This is a genomic window from Dyadobacter ginsengisoli DSM 21015 (assembly GCF_059568735.1).
The window spans coordinates 94,130-113,610 of record NZ_JCANTY010000014.1 but is presented as its reverse complement, the minus strand read 5'-3'; the positions used below and the strand labels follow the sequence as shown (position 1 = coordinate 113,610).

Here is a 19,481-nt window from a genome sequence, read left to right as displayed (position 1 = left end):
TTCAACAAAAAACCAAACAGCACAACAACAAATATGGCAAACGGATTCTTCGGCGCTCCCGCACTTCAAAACGAACCTGTACTCAATTATGCTCCCGGCAGCATTGAAAGGGCAAAACTGACTGAGGCAATCAAATCGGCAAAGTCAACGGAAGCAGACATTCCACTGTACATCGGAGATAAGGAGATCAAGACAGACCAAAAAGTGGCGATACGTCCTCCGCACGAGACTGCGCACATTCTTGGATATTACCATGAAGGCGACGAAAGTCACGTAACACTCGCCATTGAAGCGGCATTGGCTGCAAGGGAGGCCTGGGAAGCTACACCCTGGGAAAGCCGCGCAGCTATTTTCCTAAAAGCCGCAGACCTCATTGCAGGTCCTTACCGATATAAGATCAATGCGTCAACGATGCTGGGACAATCCAAAAACGCCTATCAGGCAGAAATTGATTCAGCCTGCGAACTGATCGACTTTTTGCGGTTCAATGTCAAATTCATGACAGAGATCTACGAAATGCAGCCAATTTCGGGAAAAGGTGTCTGGAACCGGACTGACTACCGTTCACTCGAAGGTTTTGTATATGCACTTACCCCGTTCAATTTCACTGCAATTGCTGGTAACCTGCCGGCTTCCGCGGCTATGATGGGGAATGTGGTGGTTTGGAAACCTTCCGAAAATCAGGTGTATTCAGCAGCGTTGATCATGGAGGTTTTTCGACAAGCGGGGCTGCCCGGCGGGGTGATCAACCTCATCAATGCGGACGGACCGAAGGCGGGCGCAGTGATCTTTGACCATCCCGATTTTGCAGGAATTCATTTTACAGGATCAACCGGCGTTTTTCAGACTATTTGGAATCACATTGGCGCAAATATCAAAAAATACAAGAGCTATCCGCGGATCGTAGGTGAGACCGGCGGAAAGGATTTTGTACTCGTACACGAGAGCGCCGACGTCGGGGTTGTAGCCACCGCCCTAATCCGCGGCGCATTTGAATACCAGGGCCAGAAATGTTCCGCCGCTTCACGCGCCTATATTCCGACGGCGCTTTGGCCGGCCGTTAAAGGGCGGATATTGAGTGACCTCAAAACAATCAGGACCGGTAGCGTGGAGGATTTTGGTAATTTCATCAACGCAGTCATTTCGGAGAAAGCCTTCGACAGGATCGTAGCGTACATTGAACAGGCCAGGAAAGATCCCGAAGTACAGATTATCGCGGGAGGCACCTACGACAAATCGGCAGGCTATTTTATCGATCCATCCGTCTTGGAGGTAAGCGATCCCAACTATGTGACCATGCAAGAAGAGATTTTTGGCCCGGTACTCTCCGTTTTCGTGTATGATGATTACGAAAAGATCTTGGATATAATTAATGAGACTTCGATTTACGCTTTGACCGGGTCGGTGATCTCCACGAGCCGCGAAGCAATTGAGAAAGCTTCCGCGCGGCTCCGGCATGCGGCGGGCAATTTTTATATCAATGACAAACCTACCGGCGCAGTTGTAGGCCAGCAGCCCTTCGGCGGGGCAAGGGGCTCGGGGACCAATGACAAAGCGGGCTCTATTTTGAACCTGCTTCGCTGGGTCTCTGCAAGAACGATTAAGGAGACTTTTGACCCTCCGAAAACTTATGAATACCCGTTCTTGCAAAAGGATTAATCCTACCATCCCACAAACAAAAAACACATTTACAGATTGATGGTCAATGCTGTAAATGTGTTTTAAGTCAGAAGGCTGACCTTTGTTTGCTGTAATGTTGAAATACTCCCCTTTCACTGGACAGCGAACGGATGAAATTAAGTGACAAAACATAAGCATTTGTTATCCCAGTTATTGCTTTATAAAAATGCTTGACACTTTGGGTTCCTAAAAGCTCGATTAGCCTTATGGTATAGAAATTTTCTTGGTGAAATACTTTACCGGGTTTCCAGGATCGCTTGGATTGCACTGTCCCCGGGGCGTTGAGCTGGTCTTAACTTCGCCCCATACGCTGTAACACATTGACATACAACAGATCGCTACTTTCTTCCGGGGTTTGGGCGTCGGTAAAAATCGTCAGATCGGAACTAAATGACGCTTCGAAATCGGCGGTTACGCCTGTAAAATTGGATATTCCTTCGGCCCTGGCCTTCTTGTAAAGTCCTTTAACATCGCGCTTTTCGCAAACTTCCAGGGGGCACTTGATAAAAACTTCAAAATAGCCTTCGCCTATGATAGTGCGCGCAAGGTCGCGGTGCTCTTGCAGCGGCGTGATAAAGGAACAGATTGTAACAATACGGTTGCCGGCCAAAACCTTGGCAATCTCGGCAGCCCGTCGAACGTTTTCAGTCCGATCGGCGGTGGAAAACGAAAGGTCCTGGTTGATCCCTGCACGCAGTTCATCCCCATCGAGCACCGCAGAGAAAACGCCGTCGGCTGCCAGCCTCTCTTTCAGTAAAATCGCAATCGTACTCTTCCCTGCCCCTGACAAACCCAATAGCCAGACAACCATTCCTTTTCGGCCTAAAATGTTCCTTTCAATATTCATTTTCTGCGTTTATCAATGCTGGCGGCGCTTCCCTACTCCACGACACATAAAAAACTCCCGTTCAGCAGTGAAATCTTATTGTATAAAAACGGCTCGCCGCCGGGCTGCGTTACTTTTGCCCCGCTGTATTGCGCAATAGCCTGTCCAGCGGCGGTGCCCCATTCCATGGTAGGACCGTGGCGGTAGTATATCTGCGCCTTTCCTTCCGCTATCATGCAGAATTTCAGTGAGCTCCCTACTGAAATGGATGATACGACCGGGTAATTAGCGAGCACCCTGGTATCTTCTTCCGAAGCGTGAGAGCGGCTTCCCACCGATATCCAATAATCGTCCAGTTTACAAACCTGTAATGCCGTAACAGCTCCGCCGGTTTTTTCCAGCTCCCGAAACTTTCGCCGGCATAGTACAACACATTTTGGACTGGAATAAAAATAACTCCCAGAACCGGCGTATCAATGTGAATAAGCGCAATATTGACGGTGAATTCCCCATTTCTTTTGATAAATTCCTTGATACCATCGAGCGGGTCAACGCACCAAAAGTATTCCCAGTCTTTCCGCTCTTCGTACGGAATATCCTTGCCTTCTTCTGATATGATCGGGATGTTCGGATGTGCTTCTTTTAGTGCATTTACAAATGATGTGGTGCGAAATGCCGTCTGCGACAGTCAACGGAGAATTATCGGTTTTGAGGGTTGTCTCAAAATCCGCTTCGGGATCGTTATAAACTTTGAGGATACCTTCTCCCGCCGCCAGGGCAATCGCATTTATTTTCTCTATATCAATTTTCATACGTTAATCCGCCAGGAAATCGTCATTGGGTTCGTTAAAGGGCGTGAATTTAACCCAATCTACAAACATCTCCATGGAATCGAAATTGGGCGCTTTGTAAGTTCCGCTGTCATTCCCTGCCCACCACGCAAACCAGTTACCGATATTGATGTGGCAAGCAATGTAGGGGACCTTCGTCGTGCTGGTCCGCATGAGTTGATTATCAATATAATACTCCACGCGCGCCTCCTGCCCATTGCCACCGGTATGCCAGTCCCAGCGGTACACATGAAATTTCTGATCATTCAGTCCGGTTGGGTAAGGCACACTCTTGCTCTCATATTCGCCCGACTTCTCTCCGATCCAATTGGTATAGATCGGATTGGAAAGATTGGCGCCTTTTATCTCGATATCGATCTCGTGGTTAAGCGTAATTCTTCCATTGGTGGAGATATTGCCCGCCGCAACCGCCTTTTGCCAGGCAGCCGCATCCGTGGCCTGGGTTATTTCCTTGTACCAGAAACTCCATGCCGCCGCTAACACGCCCATATCAGGAGCCTGAAGAGTCCGCATTTTAAACTCGTAACGACCGGAAGCAAACCGCTGAACCGAGGTTAAAACCCCGCCCAGCCGCTTGGCGTGCCCCTGTGGCCCGCGCAATGTGCCGGTATATTGGTCGCCCAACGCCCGCATCACGGCGTGGCCCGCCTTTACATATACATTTTCAGGAATAACCCCGCCGTGCTGGTAAGCCACATTGGCCGATTGTCCCCAAATCCGGTTCATTTTACCCCATTTGGCAGGATCGAGTTCAGTTTCAAATTTGTCGTAAAAAGTACCAGGTACACTCAGGTCACCAATATCAGGATCGCCGTCGAGCTCTTCTTCAACGGGCTTCGGTTCCGGCTCCGGCGTACCCTGCCCGTCCGACTTACAACTCCCAAGCGCAAACAAGGCAAGGGTCAATACAATCAGATGTTTATTTTTCATACAAAAACTCACTAATTCACTAATTTAAAATCAAACCCCTCCGCCTCCTCCAGCCGATAAGGGTCCCCTCCTACCTGTATCTTCCACAGGATCTTGCCTTTCAGGTCGGTTACCAAGAATACCCGGGGATCAGTGATGCAGTAAATCACCTTGTCGTTGCCGAAGAGTTGGGCATTGCCTTTGGCGGTGCTGTAAAACTCTTTGGCGAGCGGGATATCCAGCTCTTTTTTCGCTTTTTTTCCCGACACATTCAGTTTGAAGGACAGTGCGCGGGTAATGCCCTTTTTCACCCCGTTATCGAGGGTCATGAGCTCGCCTCGCGCGTTGATGTGTGCATAGTGCTGGGCGCTGAAAAGCTCGTTTTCGGCGAGGGTAAAATCTCCTTTTTCGCCAAGCTTCCACAAAACGTCGCCCGTTTTGTAGTCCACTTTCCATACCTGGTTCAGGTCGCGGAAAGAAATCAGAAAGTTGCCGTCTTCTTCTCTGAAAAGCGAATTGGCATGCACCCAATCCTTTTTGCTTTTCATGATGTTCGGGTCCGAAAGCGGGTCGAGATGATCGAGCATGCTCCATTCCCATATCTTTTTCCCCTGCCGGGTAAAAATCACGATACCATCCCCCTTCACCGTATCCTGCCTCGTGCCGCCGACGCTGCTCAGATCGAACACTTTCTTGTCAAAAGTAAGCGCGTAAATGTTGCCGACTTTGTCGGTACGAACTTCGTGGTGGACCATTTTATCCATATCACCCTTTCCCGTTTGCAAATGGGTGAGCACCTTTCCAGTCAGGTCGAGCTCCACAATTTCATCCCCGCCCGACGACGGCACCTTTTCTGCTCCCACAATGCACATCACCGTTTTCTCCGGTGTCCAATGCGATACTTTTACACCTTTTCGAAAGGGTTCGTACCAAACGATCTCGCCTTTGTGGTCGATGATCACCGCTGAGCCCGGCTCTGTCAGGATCTGGGTCAGAAAGTATCTCCCTTCTATTTCTCTGGCAAAGCTGCTATCGAGGTGTTCGAGGGTAAAATAGGGTGTAGCCTGGTAAATCGACTTGGTTTCCAGGGGGTAGTTCTTGCTATGCGTTTTCTGTGAAGCGGTGGAAGCCACAACCTGAAAAGCGTAGTCGGTATGCCCCTTTGTATTGACGATCCAGAGCTCGTGCCTGTGGGAATTTTCAGAGACTTTCGAATAAAGGGTATCGCCTCCTCTTTTCGCCCAATATTTCAAATAAGCGTCGCTATCACGGTTTGTGGTCACTTCCACTTTGAAACGCAACCGGTTTTCGGGCACGTGCGACAGACCGATGTGATCAATCCGAATGGGTGCAACGGCATCTTTTATCCCTTCAAACTGCCAAAGGACGCTCGCCGCAGCCACCAGCAGCAACCCAAAAACCAGCAACTTTTTCAATCCCGACATACGTGCTTTTTACTGTCTTACCCTACCCGCGTTGATGCTAGCATCCAGCGAAGTGTTGCTTTGAATTTCGTTTTGAGGATAAGGGAATTTTGTGTAGTCCACGGATTCCGAGTAGGTCGATGCATTACGCAATCTCGGCACTACTTTCTCCTTGAATTTGGCGAGCGGCGTCGCTCCGCTGGTCGCGCTTTTGCCCCAGCGGATCAGGTCGTCGCGTCTTCTTCCTTCCATAAAAAATTCCTTTGCACGCTCATCGAAGATCAGATCGCGCAGGAGCGTCTTGGTATCATATGCCGCCAGCGTGATGGCAGGCAGGCCCGAACGGGTGCGGATCTGGTTCACGAGTTCGATGCTTTCTGCATTGGGCCCGTTCAATTCATTCAATGCTTCCGCACGCATCATCAGCACGTCAGCATAACGCAGGATTGTCACATTATTGAAACCCGCGTAATTATAGTTGTTCACGTGCGGGTATTTCAGGTTGTAGATAAAGGTCGCCGCCACGGTATCCGGCGCAGCGCCACCGAGGCCGCCATATTCTTTGGGTACGCTCACTACCTGGCCATAAAGTGTACTGAAAATACCCGTCAGCAGGTTTCTGCGCGCATCTGCTTTGTCGAAAACCTTATAAAAATCAAGATGGATCGGGAAGTTGCCCCAGCCGCGGTTGTAGTCCCAAGGCACCGAATTGATCCCCATGCTATTGCTGTTGACCCCGTAAGAACCTGCTTCATTTGAAGATTTCAATACAAAAATGAATTCATTGTCAGATCGGTTCGCTGTGTTAAAAAGAGAAGCCAGACCGCCCTCCGCAGTAGTACGCAAATCGTAGTTTTTTCCAATCACTTCCGCAGCCTTATCTGCTGCCTTCTGCCACTCGCCGCGACGCATGTACAAGCGGGTCAGCAATGCTTTGGCTGCACCGCTGGTTGCACGGGCTACTTCCGCCGGCGGGTACGATTGCGGCAGGTTTTGCTCGGCAAAAGTAAGGTCGGCGATCATCGCATCTTCAATTGCGGCCTGAGAACTAAGCTGGGGATTTTCATCCGCCTCGGTAAATTCCGAGGAAGATTTCAGGAGCAAAGGCACATCGCCCCAAAGCGCAGTAGCATCATAATAGCCCAATGCACGCAGAAAACGCACCTCACCGAGGTTCTGGTTTTTCAGGGCATCTGTTGAAGAATTGCCCACAAAATCCACATTGCCGATCAGGTGTTCGGCCTCGTTGGTGCGGGAGATTAATTTGAAAATACTAATCCACACATCGTTCAGCGTCGAGTTCGATGCATCATACGTCAGCTGATCGATCTGGCCCCCCTGACGCGCGGTCAGGGTAGTCGTCACGATATCGGCGGGGTATTCATAAAGCCAGTACAAGTGCCCGGCGTAGTAGCCGAAGCCTCCGTTATCTTTCAATGCAGCATAGGCGCCGCGCACCGCCTGTTCGGCGTGCTCGGGCTTGGTCAGGACGTTTTCATCATAAACAGAAAACGTTTCCTCTTTCAGTCCGTTCTCACACGACATCACCACCGAAAGGCACAGCAACAGCGTAACAGCACCTATTTGATATATATTTTTCATTGTCGTAAATACATTTTATTTCGATTGATCAAAAAGTAATTTTTCCCCCCAGCAGGAACATCCGGTTTACGGGATACGCATTGAAGTCAATCCCCCGCGCCACGTTGCGGTTCTGCTGCGAGTTGTCGACCAGGTTTCCAATCTCCGGATCTACACCCGAATAGTTGGTGAACGTCAGCAAGTTCTGTGCATTAATATATATATCAAAAGCGTGGATACCAATCGATTTCAGGAACGATGAAGGAAGGCTGTAATTCAGCGTCACGTTTTTCAATCTCAAAAAGTCAGAGCTTTCCACGAAGCGCGAGTTCACGAAGCCACCGTGCGTGTTACCGTAAAAGCTGCGGGCCGGAATAGTACCGTTCGGATTCTCGGGTGACCAGGTATCAGTGAGCACCTCGTTCAGCACGTTACCTTGTGTGAGCGGGTTCAGCAAATCCACTTTCTGTACGTTCACAAGCTTGCCGCCGGTTTGTCCCTGCAATACCACATCGAGCGTGAAGTTTTTATAGGTAAAGTTGTTGGTAAAACCCAAATTCACCTTCGGTACGCCGGTACCCAGTACCATTCTGTCGTCTGCATTCAAAATGCCGTCCCCGTTCAGATCCTTAAATTTCGGATCACCCACTTCTGCATTGGGGTGCGTGGTTTCGAGAACAGGGTCGCCTTCCTGAATAATGCCGTCGTATACATACGCATATACGGCGCCGATCGGCTCACCTACCCGGATAATGAACGGAGTTTCGAAATTGGCGGCGCCGTCTGGTTTGAAGCTGCCTACATAAATGTCGGAGTTGTTGGCCCCCAGCGATTTCACGCGGTTTTTGTTGTAAGCATAAGAGATCGTACTGTTCCATTTGAAATCTTTGCCCGCAATATTTACAGTTTGCAAGCCAAGCTCGAATCCTTTGTTTTCCACTTTACCGGTATTTCCGAAACGTGTTTCAAAACCGGTTGAAGGCGCAATGCTGCGGTCGAGGAGCAAATCGTTGGTTTGTTTGTTATAATAATCCGCTTCGAGGATCACGCGGTTTTTGAATAAACCTACATCAATACCAAAATCCCAGGCTGCCGTTTCTTCCCATTTCAGGTCCGGGTTTGAAAGCCGCGTAACTGCAATACCGCTCACCGAAGTTACGCCGTCGAAAGTATAGCGGGTCGAATTATTGGCCGCAAAAGTAGCAAGCGAAATACCCGAGCTGATGCGGTCGTTACCGGTGATACCATAGCTCAACCGTGCCTTACCCGAAGAAATCACGCCAAGGTTTTTGAAAAAATCTTCTTCACTGAACTTCCATGCAAATGCTGCCGAAGGAAAATAGCCCAGCTTATTGTTTTCTCCAAAAACCGACGAACCATCTACGCGATAAGTGGCCGTAAGGAGATATTTGTTGTTAAAATCATAATCAACGCGACCAAACCAGCTTTTACGCTTGATCACATTCTTGCCTGAATAGGCGGTGAAATTCTGCGCAGTTCCCAAATTATCATAACCCAGGTCGTCGGAGCTGAAATTGGTCGCCGTCACGCCATTTTCCATGTACGTATAATTTTGGCTGTTATAACCTGCGAGCAAAGTCAATGCATGTTCTCCAACTTTAAAATTGTAAGTCGCTGTCGGGTTCACGATCAGGTCGCGCTCGCTGGTTTCGGTAATCGTCGCTAAACCTTTCGTTGCGATTGCATTGGGTACCGTTGATGGCGCGAAGTAGCGGTATTTTCCGCTCGTAAGGTCAGCACCGAAGTCCCCCTGCAAAACCAGCCCTTTCAGGATTTCGTATTTTAGTGAGAAATAGCCGTTTGTCCGGAAGGAAACATTTTCCCGGTTTTCAGCCTCTACAAAGTGTAGCGGGTTACGCGCGTCCCTTTGCGGCGGCATGCTCGGGTCAAATGTGGAAGCCGGGTTGGCACGGAGTACCTGTTTCAAAAACCCATTAATCGTCGATGGTGCAAGCGGGAGGTCGTTTTGAATACCATAATTCCCGAATACACGGGTGGAAACAGAGAATTTGTCGTTGACTTTATGGTCCACATTCACACGGCCACCGACCCGGCGATATTTGGAATGCACAATGATACCCTCCTGGCTGAGGTAGTCGAAGCTGGAAAATACGGACGTTTTATTGGTACCGCCAGTGAAGTTGATGCTGTGGTTCTGCACGTTTGCAGTACGGAAAAGCTCGTCCTGCCAGTCGGTACCAAGGATACCCCGTTGCAATGAATCCAGCCGGGATGGACTGTAAGGTGCCAGCTCGCCGGTTAATCCCGACAGCCTGTTGAGGCGCAATGCGTGATCATAAGGGCCGACGAGATCAAATTTATCGACCACTTTCTGTACCCCGAAATAGCTGTGCAGCGAAATACTGCTCTCCTTGTTGATCCCGTTTTTTGTAGTTACCAGGATTACCCCGTTCGCACCGCGTGCACCATAAATCGCGGTTGAGGCCGCATCTTTCAGGATGGTTACCGAGGCAATATCTTCCGGACTTAATGTATAACCCACCGCGGCATTCACCGGGAAGCCGTCGATTACATAAAGCGGCTCGCTATCGGCGTTCAAAGAGTTGGTACCACGGATACGGATTGACAGTGCCGCTCCGGGCGTACCGTTGTTCTGGCTTACCTGCACACCAGCCGCCCGGCCCTGCAACAGGTTCGCCATCGATAGCGATGCTTTATTCAGATCTTCGGAATTGAGCGTTACCGCCGAACCCGTGAAATTGCTTTTATTTTTGCTTCCATATCCTACAACCATTACTTCGTCGAGCGAAGCAATGTCGGCCTCGAGGGTGATATCTACTTTGGATTTTCCACTGACCGGCACTTCTAAGGGTACGTAACCGATCATGCGTACGACCAGGATTGCATTGTCTTCAACAAGCAAACTAAATTTACCGCCTGCATCGGTGCTGCTTCCGTTTTGCGTATCCTTTTCCTGGATAGACGCGCCCGGTAACAGCTCGCCTTCTTTGGAAGTAACGGTGCCGGTAACGGTGATTTTTTCAACTGCTTTTAGCGTCCGGCCTTCGGGCACACGTGCAAAAACCGGCGACAGGCTACCTGGCAAAAGCGCAGCGACGATTAAAAAGCATTTAAAATTCCTCGTAAATGGTAAGTTCATTTATTAGTAGAATTATGGGTTAAAGGGTTTAGGAAAAGCCCCAGAATTGAGTGGAGGTGTGGCACCTGAATTGGTTTGATAAAAGTATCCGATGGGCAATTCATCGCTGTTCCAATAGTCCTGATTTCTGGTAAATCCGTCCGCAAAACTCATTTTCTCCGCCCCAAAACGAATATTTCTACTATTATTCCTGTAAATACAGACTTATAATTCACGAAAATTGTAAATTCAAGAATTAAAGACTGGAAAGTGACGCGATTAGAAAATTACATTCATGCCAAGACCCCTCCTGCTATTTCTCCCTTTCCTCCTTCTTCCTTTCTCCCTTTTTGCGCTTACCCAAAATATCCGTTTCAGCCAGATCGGTGTCAATGAAGGATTGTCCCAGGGATCGGTGCGGGTGGTTTTTCAGGATAGCAAAGGATTTATCTGGTTTGGTACCAAAGACGGGCTGAACAAGTATGATGGTTATAAGGTACAGGTTTATAAAAAGGAGATAAAGAATGCGAACAGCCTGAGCTCGAACGATATCAAATGCATTGCCGAAGACCGTGAAGGAAAGCTGTGGATCGCGACCTGGGAAGGCGGCGTTAATGTGTTCGATCCGCGCCTCCAGCAATTTGTCAGTTACCGTAAAAACGGCCCGGGAACCTCGCGCCTGTCGAGCGATTATATTGAAAGCATTTTCGTGGACAGCGCCGACAATGTGTGGATTGGCACCGCCGGCGACGGCCTCGATTGTTACGACCGTAAGAATAAACGTTTCGTCCATTTTGCCCACGACCGCACCGACACACGCAGCCTGACCAGCAACAATATCTCCGCCATTTATGAAGATAGCTACAAAAACATCTGGGTAGGAACGGTAAACGGGCTCAACCGACTGGACAAAAAATCGGGAACATTCGCCCGCTACGGCCACGATCTGCGCGATGGAAAACCCGGTTTTTATAACAGTATCAAATTTATTTTCGAAGACAGCCACAAAAACCTCTGGCTGGGCAGCTACGGCGGCGGGCTCAATCTGCTCGACAGGGAGCTGGGCAGCTGGGTGGCCTTCAAGCAACACGAACTAGGCAATACGTCGCTCCTTTCTATGGCCGAAGACAGTCACGGAACATTATGGATCGGCACCGAAAACAGCGGCCTGATCCTATACAATCCAATCGACCAAACCTTTCAACGGTTTCAGGCATACGAAAACGACAAAAACGGGATCAGCAGCAACACGATAAATTCGGTACTTAAAGACTCCGGCGGGAATATCTGGCTGGGAACGCAGAATGGCGGCGCAAATCTGGTGACTCCCGGCGCCACAAAGTTCAACCATTACCGGCATCAGCAGGGTGTGAACAGCCTCAGCCACAACATTGTCAATGTCATTTTTGAGGATTCGAAAAACACGCTCTGGATTGGAAGCGACGGCGGCGGGCTCGATCGCTTCGACCGTAACAAGCAGCTGTTTACCAATTACCGGAACCAGAAAAACAACGCCGGATCTATTGCAGGGGACTTTATTCTGACCATCGCAGAAGACGATCATCAAGGACTTTGGCTGGGAACCTGGGGAAAAGGACTAACTGTTTTTAACCCAACCGAAAACCGGTACCGGCATTACCTCAACAACCCGGCCGATCCGGGGAGCGTCAATAGCAACTACTCCTTCGCGATTTTCCGTGACAGCCGCAACCGCATGTGGGTAGGTACTTACGGGGAGGGCCTCGACCTTTTTCACCCCGAAACCAATACATTTACCCACCATCTCAATGATCCGAAAAACCCGGCGACACTGAGCAGCAACTATATTCTGAACATTGCCGAAGCCCGCAACGGGGATTTGCTGATTGGTACCGAAGGGGGCGGCTTGAACATCATGGACACCAAAACCGGCAAGTTTCGCTCCTACAAGCATTCCGATGCAGCCAATAGCATCAGCAACAACGGCGTCTCGGCGGCCTGGGAAGACCCGCAAGGCAATATCTGGATTGGGACCAATTACGGGCTTAACCGGCTCGACCCCAAAACAGGTAAGTTCAGGCACTGGTTTTTCGAAAACGGGTTGCCTAACGATATTATTACAGCTCTCCTGCCCGATCGCGACAGCAATCTCTGGATCAATACGACCAAGGGGATTTCCAAATACAATCCTAAAAAGGACACGTTCGAAAACTTCGGCGTTAACGATGGTCTTCAGGGAAATGAGTTCAAAGGTGCGCGCTGCCTGAGCCGCGACGGGCGGATGTATCTGGGCGGATACAATGGTTTTAATGAATTTTATCCCAAAGACACCCGCGCTTTTCTGGAAGAGCAATCGATCGTTTTTACCGGGTTTCAGATCTTCAGTAAGGAAGTACCTATTGCACCGAAAAGTGCACTGACTGAAAGCATTAATTCGGTGAAAGAAATTACACTCTCCTATGCCGAATCGGTTATTACCTTCGAATTTGCCACATTAAATTTCACCAACCGCGACAAGATCCAATATGCCTATATGCTCGAAGGTTTCGATGCGCAATGGAGCCGGATCGGGGCAAAAAACAACGTAACCTATACCAACCTGGACCCGGGTGATTATACGCTCCGAGTTAAAACGGTTTCGGACAAAGGACAGCTTTCGGAGAAAGAAGCGAGTATTAAAATCGTGGTAGCCCCGCCCTATTGGAAAACCTGGTGGTTTCGATTATTGCTGCTGCTGCTGATTGCGGGCATGATCACGTATATTTTCTACCGTCGGATCAACCTGGTGCGCGAGCAAAACCGCCAGCTCGAAGAAGTAGTGGCCCGGCGCACGCGCGAGCTCAAAGAATCGAACCGTGACCTGGAAATCAGCAATCAAACCAAAGACCGTTTCTTCTCCATTCTGGCCCACGACCTCAAAAACCCGATTGCGGCGCTTTCTGGTATTTCGGATTTATTGAAAGCCAAGTTCCCGACATTGAGCAGCGAGGAAGTATACAGCTACATCAGCGATATCAACCGAAGTTCCAATTCTGTACAGGAGCTGCTGATGAACCTGCTTGACTGGGCGCGCACGCAAAGCCAGAACATTGCGTATACACCCGAAACGGTTAATGTTCAAGAGCTTTTACTTAAAAACCAGTCGCTGATGGAGCAGCAGCTGAAACGCAAAAACATCCGCTTTACGCTTTCATCCGATCCAATGCATTCAATATATGCGGATCCGCAAATGATCGATACGGTGATCAGGAACCTTCTGAGCAACAGCATCAAGTTTACCCCGGCCTACGGGGCTATCGAAGTGAGCTCCCGGCAAGAGGGCGCGCGGATCATGATCGGGATCAGCGACACGGGCATTGGGATGACGACCGAACAGGCTGAAAATCTGTACAATATCCAAAAGGCCAATATCGCCAGCGGCACCGAAGGCGAAACCGGGACGGGCCTCGGACTGGTGATCGTGAAAGAATTTATCGACGCCAATAAAGGCACTATTCAGGTAACCAGCACACCTTCGCAGGGTACGCATTTCACGATTTCGTTACCCGGCTCGGCCAAAAAAGAAGAACCCGCCGCCGCCCGGAACCAGGCAACTGAAAGCACCATCATACTGCCTGTAACAGAGCCTATTTCGGAGGAAAAGCTTTCCATATTGAAGGGTAAAAAGATATTGATCGTCGACGACAGCCAGGAAATCAGAGGCTTTTTGCGGCTGCTGCTGTCGGGGACATTCAAGGTTTTTGAGGCTGAAAACGGTGCAGAGGGAATTGAAGTTGCTTCTGTATCGCAGCCCGACGTTATTATTTCCGACATGATCATGCCAGTAATGAATGGACTGGAATTTTGCGAGATCATAAAAAATGAGCCGCGCACCAGCCACATTCCAGTAATCCTGCTGACAAGCCAGACCAATGAGGAAAGCCAGCTTTCGGGCTATGAAGCCGGGGCGGACAGCTACCTGATGAAGCCGATCAAGCAGCATTTGCTGTTTCAGGTGATCTATAATTTTATCCGTAACCAGGAAACAATCCGCCAGAAATTCGACCAGTCGGAAGAGCTCTATCCGTTGGATGTGGCTTATAATAAGCTCGATAAGGAATTTCTGGACAGTATCATTGCATTTGTAGAAGAAAACCTTTCCGATCCCGAGCTGGACCACACGAAAATCAGCGAACTGACCAATCTGAGCAGAACGGTTTTGTATGCTAAATTTAAATCGCTGACTGGCCAGGGTGTACACGATTTCATCAAATCGATTCGTCTGAAAAAGGGCCTGAAACTCCTGCAGGAAGGGCGGCTTAATGTGAACCAGATTGCTTTCGAGGTCGGCTTCAATACCCCTTCCTATTTTTCTAAAAGCTTTACCAAGCAATATGGTGTACCACCCTCTGAATACGTGGCCACCCTCAAAAGCAAGGTGGTGAACGAACAAGGCTAAGCTTCTACTATCTTAGTATCAATAACCCATGAAACCCTCGCTCTCGTACCTTCGTCCGACATTTCTTCGAATCGCCTCCACTCCTGGAGCGGCTTCATGGCACTTAATTCGATGACCCAGAAAAAGGTGGTGGAGAAGGATAAGATCCTGGAAGGAACCACCATTGTGGAAGGGATTTCACTGGCTTCGGTTTTGCCCGGACCGATCACTGTGAATGTGGTTGCATTTGTAGGTTACAAACTGGGGCGGCTGGGCTGGCGCGTTCGTGAGTGTTATAGTGGTATTGCTGGCCTCGGCAGTTTTTGTATTTTTCTCTAAATCATACCTTACAACTCTTTCAGTCCTGCTTGTAAGTGGCGCTTTTGGCTTTTCTATTATTCTAAAACAGTCTCCAGTCCTACTCCCGCCCAACAGGACCTTGTGCAAATTAAAGAACCCAGGAAAGCATTCTGGCTTGACTAAACTCCTATCGGGCACGATGCACTGCCCGATAAGAATCCCATTCTTTCTTGTCTCAATCTTGTGTGAAGCTTTCGGGATGCCTACAGCCGTGGCTGGGCACATCGGATCAAAATTTAAAAAGAAAGAGGCAGGTTCACAGACCTACCGTAGCAGTAGCAACCTTGTTGGAGACGCAAGCAAAAAGCCGTAACTTCGGAATAGAAATCGATTAAAATACGACAAAGTCAATCATTTCATCCAGTAACCTATCCGGTAACCTGGAAATTGAAGTCTAAAATACTGCTGTTTTTGAGACAGTTAGGCGATAAAGATGATTCCAGCGAGACAACTGATAGCGCTTCAGAGAGCGCTTTTTTCATTCATAATAGTCGCTATTGTGATTTCTTAAAAAGATTTACGTGTAGTTTCGATTCAATTCAGGTCAAAATATCTGGTAACCTTTTCGGCAACCTGCCTTACGTGAACTAGTTTGGGTAGCGTTTCGCAAAGGGAACCCAATACTGTTTCTGAGCGGTATAGATCAACATTTCTTTCCGGCCTTCATTGCGCGCTATATGGTGGGCGACCCTGCATTTAGCTTAATCGCGCGGCTGGTCATGCCCCCCTGGTAATTGTCTCTTATATTTGTTACGGTCGGCTCAGGCAGCTGAGCGCGGCTTGATTCTCAACCGTAGCAATTAATTATCATCAACCCATGACAAATCAAGAGGCCATAGAACTAATCGGTGGCGGTGCCAATGGCGAGCATGCGCAGTACTGGTTAGATTTAGGTTGTGGGACGGGGACTTTCACCGAAGCCTTGGCGACGATGCTGCCAGCGCACAGCAAGATTACCGGCGTGGACAAAAACCACCAACAGCTTCCGCGGCAAATGGGCAACCAGGTTTCGATCAAATTCATCGAGGCCGATTTTGAAACAGAGGCGTTGGAGGTGGCGGGATTAGACGGGATCCTGATGGCGAACTCCCTTCATTTCATCAGGGATAAAGAATCCCTAATCCGGCGCCTGGAAAAACATTTTAGTACAAGTAGAAGGTTTTTGATTGTAGAATATGACACTACGTTATCCAATACATGGGTGCCATATCCCATTGACTTCAAAGGTCTAAAAAGCCTTTTCGACCGTGTCGGAACTTATTCGATATCAAAACTTGGGGAGCGCAGGTCATTGTATGGTTCCGCGATGCTCTATGGTGCGCTGATTACTTCCCCGGTTGAACCATAAGCCGATCGAAAACCGAGGCCTTCAACAGATCAAAAAGCCACTGCCTAATTCAAGCTTTCACGGTACTGTATCGGAGACATGTTGGTCTTGTTCTTGAACAGCTTATGAAAAGATTGTGGATATTCAAAGCCCATCTGATAGGCAATTTCACTGACTTGTAAATTCGTGGTCGCCAATAACTGCTTCGCCTTTTCGATCACCCGGGCTTGTATATGCTGCTGGGCAGTTTGTCCTGACACTGTCCGTAACATATCGCTTAGATAATCGGCGGACACGTTCAACTCCTTGGCGACCTGTTGTACAGTTGGTAGGCCTTTCTGCGATTCCAGAAACCCGTTTAGCACACCTTCCAATCGGATCAGGATCTCGTCGTTAGCCACTTTTCGCGTGATAAACTGACGGGCATAAAACCTGCCGCTATACTGCAGCAAAAGCTCAATGTAGGCGATCATCACTTCGTGGCTGAAATGATCGATGCTACTTTGGTATTCCGCCTCTATACTGGCAAACAGGTCCTTGATCTTCGCCTCTTCCTGCTCTGACAGATGAAGGGCTTCGTGGAGCTTGTAGGAGAAAAAGCCAAAATTCCGGATTTTGGTAGCCAGCGAAGTGCCTGCAATGAAATCCTGGTGAAACATCAGTGTCATGCCACCCGGCGGCTTCGATCCCGGGTCCAGTTTCATCAGCAGCTGGTTCGGAGAAATAAAGGCCATCATCCCTTCGTCAAAATCGTAATGGCGATGCCCGTACTTCAATCTGCCGTCATAATCCGTTTTGATGGATATGCAGTAAAAGTTCAGGGTAAAATGCTGGAGATCGACCAGGCTGGCGTAATCAGCATGTTCATGCCGGAATACGCTGATTAGCGGATGTTTAGGCTTAGGCAATCCGAGCAGCCTGTGCTGCTCGGATATAGAATTGATGAGGTATGGCTTGTTCACTGATTGAAGTTACAGGGTTTTCATATCAATGACAAAACGGTAGCGGACATCACCTTTTTGCATGCGATCATAGGCAGTATGGATATCCTTGATTTCAATCAGTTCAATGTCGGAAACAATACCATGCTCGGCGCAAAAATCCAGCATCTGCTGTGTTTCGGGGAGGCCTCCGGCGCCAGACCCGGCGATGACCTTATTGCCCGTCGCCAGCGAAAAAGAGCTTACCTCCCAGGGCTTGGCCGGCATACCGACATTAACGTAAATGCCATTGCTTTTTAAAACTGCCAGATAAGGATTTACATCACTGTTGCCGGAAACGGTGTCCAGCACAAAGTCAAAAGTTTTGAAGGCTGCTTTCACCTGTGCTTCGTCCCTGGAAATGATAAAATGATCAGCCCCGAGCTGCATAGCCGCTTCCTTTTTGCCGGTAGAAGTGCTCAGCACCGTCACTTCTGCACCCAAAGCTTTCCCGAATTTAACGCCCATATGGCCCAATCCGCCTAAACCGACCACAGCCAGTTTATGCCCTTTACCTACGTTCCATCTTTTCAGCGGTGAATAGGTCGTTATCCCTGCGCAAAGCAATGGAGCCACTCCGGCCAGGTCAAGCTTTTCGGAGATGTGATGCACGAAATCTTCATGGACCACGATGGTATTGGAGTATCCGCCGTAAACGGGCTGGCCGTCATGGCCCAAACTATTGTAGGTTTGCACCGGGGCGACACTGCAAAACTGCTCTTGCCCGTTCTTGCAATCAGGGCACTCCCGGCAGGAATCTACCATCACGCCCACGCCACCCAGACCGCCGATGCTGAACTTTCTGGCATGGGCACCCAGGGCACTGATACGCCCCACGATCTCATGCCCTGGAACCATCGGGAAAATCCCTTCAAACCATTCGTTACGGGTCAGGTGAATGTCGGTATGACAAACCCCGCAGTATAGAATTTCGATCTGTACATCGTGCACGCCGAGCTCGCGTCTTTCAAATTGCCAGGGCGTTAGTGGGCTCTCTGCCGTTTGCGCCGCATATCCTTTTGCTGTTATCATCATAGTTGTTTTATGATGCAAACTTAGGAAGCAGCCGGCGACCACAATTATCCAAATCCGGGTAAAAGGTATCCGAATTTTCCAATGCTGCTAAGCCCAGGGGTATGGCTACAAAATATCAAGATCGCGGGCCACGTAGTAGCTAGGCACCAATGGCCGGAAGCCGGTTTTCCTGCGAAGTTTGGAAATATCCTGAACGCCATGGAAAGGGTCTTTAAGCGGCCCTTCTATTTCATCAAAGGTATCTGCTGCTTTTCCGACAGAATCAGCCAGTTCGTACAAAGTGATTGGTGCATCGTCGGCGACGTTGAAGATCTCTCCATCCAACCCCTCGATGGTGAGCAGCAGGATCAGTGCCTGCGCCACATCCAGGTGGTGGACCATATGCATGCGCGATCCCGAATGCATGTTCAGCTTTTTAATATATGGGATAATTTCGGCGATGTGCGGGTCTTTATCACCGTAAACAAAGCCAAGACGCAGGATACGGACGTCAAATCCCTGGTTTTGCTGCATCTCGATCAATTCCCTTTCTGCGGCGATCTTACTGGATGAGTAGGCGCGCGGATCATTGATATCTACCTGTTCGTCTTCTTTTGCCGGGCGGTGGTATCCCGAACCGTAGACATTAGAGGTGCTGGTAAAAACAAATCGTTTGACACCAGCTTCGTATGCTGCCTGCGCTAGTGCGATACTTCCCTCGCGGTTGGTTTTGATGATACCTTCATTATCTGTAAAGGTCCGGAATAACGCGGCAAGATGGATCACGGCATCCATACCGGATACGGCCGCCGGCAGTGTGGCTGGTTCAAACAAGTCGCCGGTTATGGGTGTCGCACCGAGTTCAATCAGACCGCCAGCTTTTGCAATGTCCCTGACCAATATCGATACATCATAGCCTTTGGCTATCAGGCGTGGCACTAAACGGCTGCCTACTTTTCCTGTCGCTCCTGTTACTAAAATTTTCATTGTTGAATGATTTAATAATGATACG

Annotated in this window: 15 protein-coding genes; 4 read left to right on the top strand and 11 right to left on the bottom strand. The window is 49.2% G+C overall.

Annotation, left to right across the window (positions count from 1 at the left end; genetic code table 11):
• Window positions 1–33 precede the first annotated feature (33 nt).
• Window positions 34–1,659, top strand: coding sequence for an L-glutamate gamma-semialdehyde dehydrogenase (gene pruA, locus BP71_RS36070; RefSeq protein ID WP_496386533.1), 1,626 nt, complete (start codon window positions 34–36; stop codon window positions 1,657–1,659).
• A gap of 313 nt (window positions 1,660–1,972) precedes the next feature.
• On the opposite strand, the gene cysC is transcribed toward pruA, so the two are convergent.
• From cysC to BP71_RS36030, 8 genes are read right to left on the bottom strand one after another with little or no spacing between them, the layout of a single operon-like run.
• Window positions 1,973–2,527: an adenylyl-sulfate kinase gene (cysC, locus tag BP71_RS36065; protein ID WP_496386532.1), complete on the bottom strand. Its 555-nt coding sequence runs from the start codon at window positions 2,525–2,527 to the stop codon at window positions 1,973–1,975.
• A gap of 32 nt (window positions 2,528–2,559) precedes the next feature.
• The gene (locus BP71_RS36060; protein ID WP_496386531.1) at window positions 2,560–2,841 is read right to left on the bottom strand and encodes an inositol monophosphatase family protein; all 282 of its coding nucleotides are present in this window, start codon (window positions 2,839–2,841) and stop codon (window positions 2,560–2,562) included.
• On the bottom strand, window positions 2,763–3,122 hold the full coding sequence (locus tag BP71_RS36055; RefSeq protein ID WP_496386563.1) for a 3'(2'),5'-bisphosphate nucleotidase CysQ family protein: 360 nt from the start codon (window positions 3,120–3,122) through the stop codon (window positions 2,763–2,765). The genes BP71_RS36060 and BP71_RS36055 overlap by 79 nt, the downstream gene beginning before the upstream one ends.
• On the bottom strand, window positions 3,055–3,318 hold the full coding sequence (locus tag BP71_RS36050; RefSeq protein ID WP_496386530.1) for a hypothetical protein: 264 nt from the start codon (window positions 3,316–3,318) through the stop codon (window positions 3,055–3,057). Before BP71_RS36050 ends, BP71_RS36055 begins: the two co-directional genes overlap by 68 nt.
• A gap of 3 nt (window positions 3,319–3,321) precedes the next feature.
• Window positions 3,322–4,287 (bottom strand): glycoside hydrolase family 16 protein, encoded by a 966-nt coding sequence (locus BP71_RS36045; RefSeq protein WP_496386529.1) that lies wholly within the window; start codon window positions 4,285–4,287, stop codon window positions 3,322–3,324.
• 11 nt (window positions 4,288–4,298) lie between these two features.
• The gene (locus BP71_RS36040; protein ID WP_496386528.1) at window positions 4,299–5,711 is read right to left on the bottom strand and encodes an aryl-sulfate sulfotransferase; all 1,413 of its coding nucleotides are present in this window, start codon (window positions 5,709–5,711) and stop codon (window positions 4,299–4,301) included.
• A 9-nt stretch (window positions 5,712–5,720) separates the two neighbouring features.
• The gene (locus BP71_RS36035) at window positions 5,721–7,292 is read right to left on the bottom strand and encodes a RagB/SusD family nutrient uptake outer membrane protein (RefSeq protein ID WP_496386527.1); all 1,572 of its coding nucleotides are present in this window, start codon (window positions 7,290–7,292) and stop codon (window positions 5,721–5,723) included.
• A gap of 28 nt (window positions 7,293–7,320) precedes the next feature.
• Entirely contained in the window at window positions 7,321–10,413 is a 3,093-nt protein-coding gene (locus tag BP71_RS36030; protein WP_496386526.1) for a SusC/RagA family TonB-linked outer membrane protein, read from the bottom strand.
• A gap of 274 nt (window positions 10,414–10,687) precedes the next feature.
• Between BP71_RS36030 and BP71_RS36025 the strand changes: the two genes are divergently transcribed.
• The 3 genes from BP71_RS36025 to BP71_RS36015 all read left to right on the top strand — a co-directional run bounded on the left by BP71_RS36025 (window position 10,688) and on the right by BP71_RS36015 (window position 16,496).
• The gene (locus BP71_RS36025; RefSeq protein ID WP_496386525.1) at window positions 10,688–14,809 is read left to right on the top strand and encodes a hybrid sensor histidine kinase/response regulator transcription factor; all 4,122 of its coding nucleotides are present in this window, start codon (window positions 10,688–10,690) and stop codon (window positions 14,807–14,809) included.
• 9 nt (window positions 14,810–14,818) lie between these two features.
• Complete coding sequence (locus tag BP71_RS36020) at window positions 14,819–15,127, top strand: chromate transporter (protein ID WP_496386562.1); 309 nt, start codon at window positions 14,819–14,821, stop codon at window positions 15,125–15,127.
• Between the two features lie 838 nt (window positions 15,128–15,965).
• The gene (locus BP71_RS36015; RefSeq protein ID WP_496386524.1) at window positions 15,966–16,496 is read left to right on the top strand and encodes a class I SAM-dependent methyltransferase; all 531 of its coding nucleotides are present in this window, start codon (window positions 15,966–15,968) and stop codon (window positions 16,494–16,496) included.
• A gap of 44 nt (window positions 16,497–16,540) precedes the next feature.
• Here the strand turns inward: BP71_RS36015 and BP71_RS36010 are convergent, their stop codons facing one another.
• The 3 genes from BP71_RS36010 to BP71_RS36000 form a co-directional block, all read right to left on the bottom strand.
• Complete coding sequence (locus BP71_RS36010) at window positions 16,541–17,437, bottom strand: helix-turn-helix domain-containing protein (RefSeq protein WP_496386523.1); 897 nt, start codon at window positions 17,435–17,437, stop codon at window positions 16,541–16,543.
• A 9-nt stretch (window positions 17,438–17,446) separates the two neighbouring features.
• On the bottom strand, window positions 17,447–18,487 hold the full coding sequence (locus BP71_RS36005) for an NAD(P)-dependent alcohol dehydrogenase (protein WP_496386561.1): 1,041 nt from the start codon (window positions 18,485–18,487) through the stop codon (window positions 17,447–17,449).
• Between the two features lie 108 nt (window positions 18,488–18,595).
• Entirely contained in the window at window positions 18,596–19,456 is an 861-nt protein-coding gene (locus BP71_RS36000; protein WP_496386522.1) for an NAD-dependent epimerase/dehydratase family protein, read from the bottom strand.
• Window positions 19,457–19,481 lie beyond the last annotated feature (25 nt).

Coding starts and splice junctions, on each gene's coding strand:
- BP71_RS36000 (WP_496386522.1), bottom strand. CDS start 19,456: ATGAAAATTTTAGTAACAGGAGCGACAGGAAAAGTAGGCAGCCGTTTA.
- BP71_RS36045 (WP_496386529.1), bottom strand. CDS start 4,287: ATGAAAAATAAACATCTGATTGTATTGACCCTTGCCTTGTTTGCGCTT.
- BP71_RS36015 (WP_496386524.1), top strand. CDS start 15,966: ATGACAAATCAAGAGGCCATAGAACTAATCGGTGGCGGTGCCAATGGC.
- BP71_RS36040 (WP_496386528.1), bottom strand. CDS start 5,711: ATGTCGGGATTGAAAAAGTTGCTGGTTTTTGGGTTGCTGCTGGTGGCT.
- pruA (WP_496386533.1), top strand. CDS start 34: ATGGCAAACGGATTCTTCGGCGCTCCCGCACTTCAAAACGAACCTGTA.
- BP71_RS36005 (WP_496386561.1), bottom strand. CDS start 18,487: ATGATAACAGCAAAAGGATATGCGGCGCAAACGGCAGAGAGCCCACTA.
- BP71_RS36035 (WP_496386527.1), bottom strand. CDS start 7,292: ATGAAAAATATATATCAAATAGGTGCTGTTACGCTGTTGCTGTGCCTT.
- BP71_RS36025 (WP_496386525.1), top strand. CDS start 10,688: ATGCCAAGACCCCTCCTGCTATTTCTCCCTTTCCTCCTTCTTCCTTTC.
- BP71_RS36050 (WP_496386530.1), bottom strand. CDS start 3,318: ATGAAAATTGATATAGAGAAAATAAATGCGATTGCCCTGGCGGCGGGA.
- cysC (WP_496386532.1), bottom strand. CDS start 2,527: ATGAATATTGAAAGGAACATTTTAGGCCGAAAAGGAATGGTTGTCTGG.
- BP71_RS36030 (WP_496386526.1), bottom strand. CDS start 10,413: ATGAACTTACCATTTACGAGGAATTTTAAATGCTTTTTAATCGTCGCT.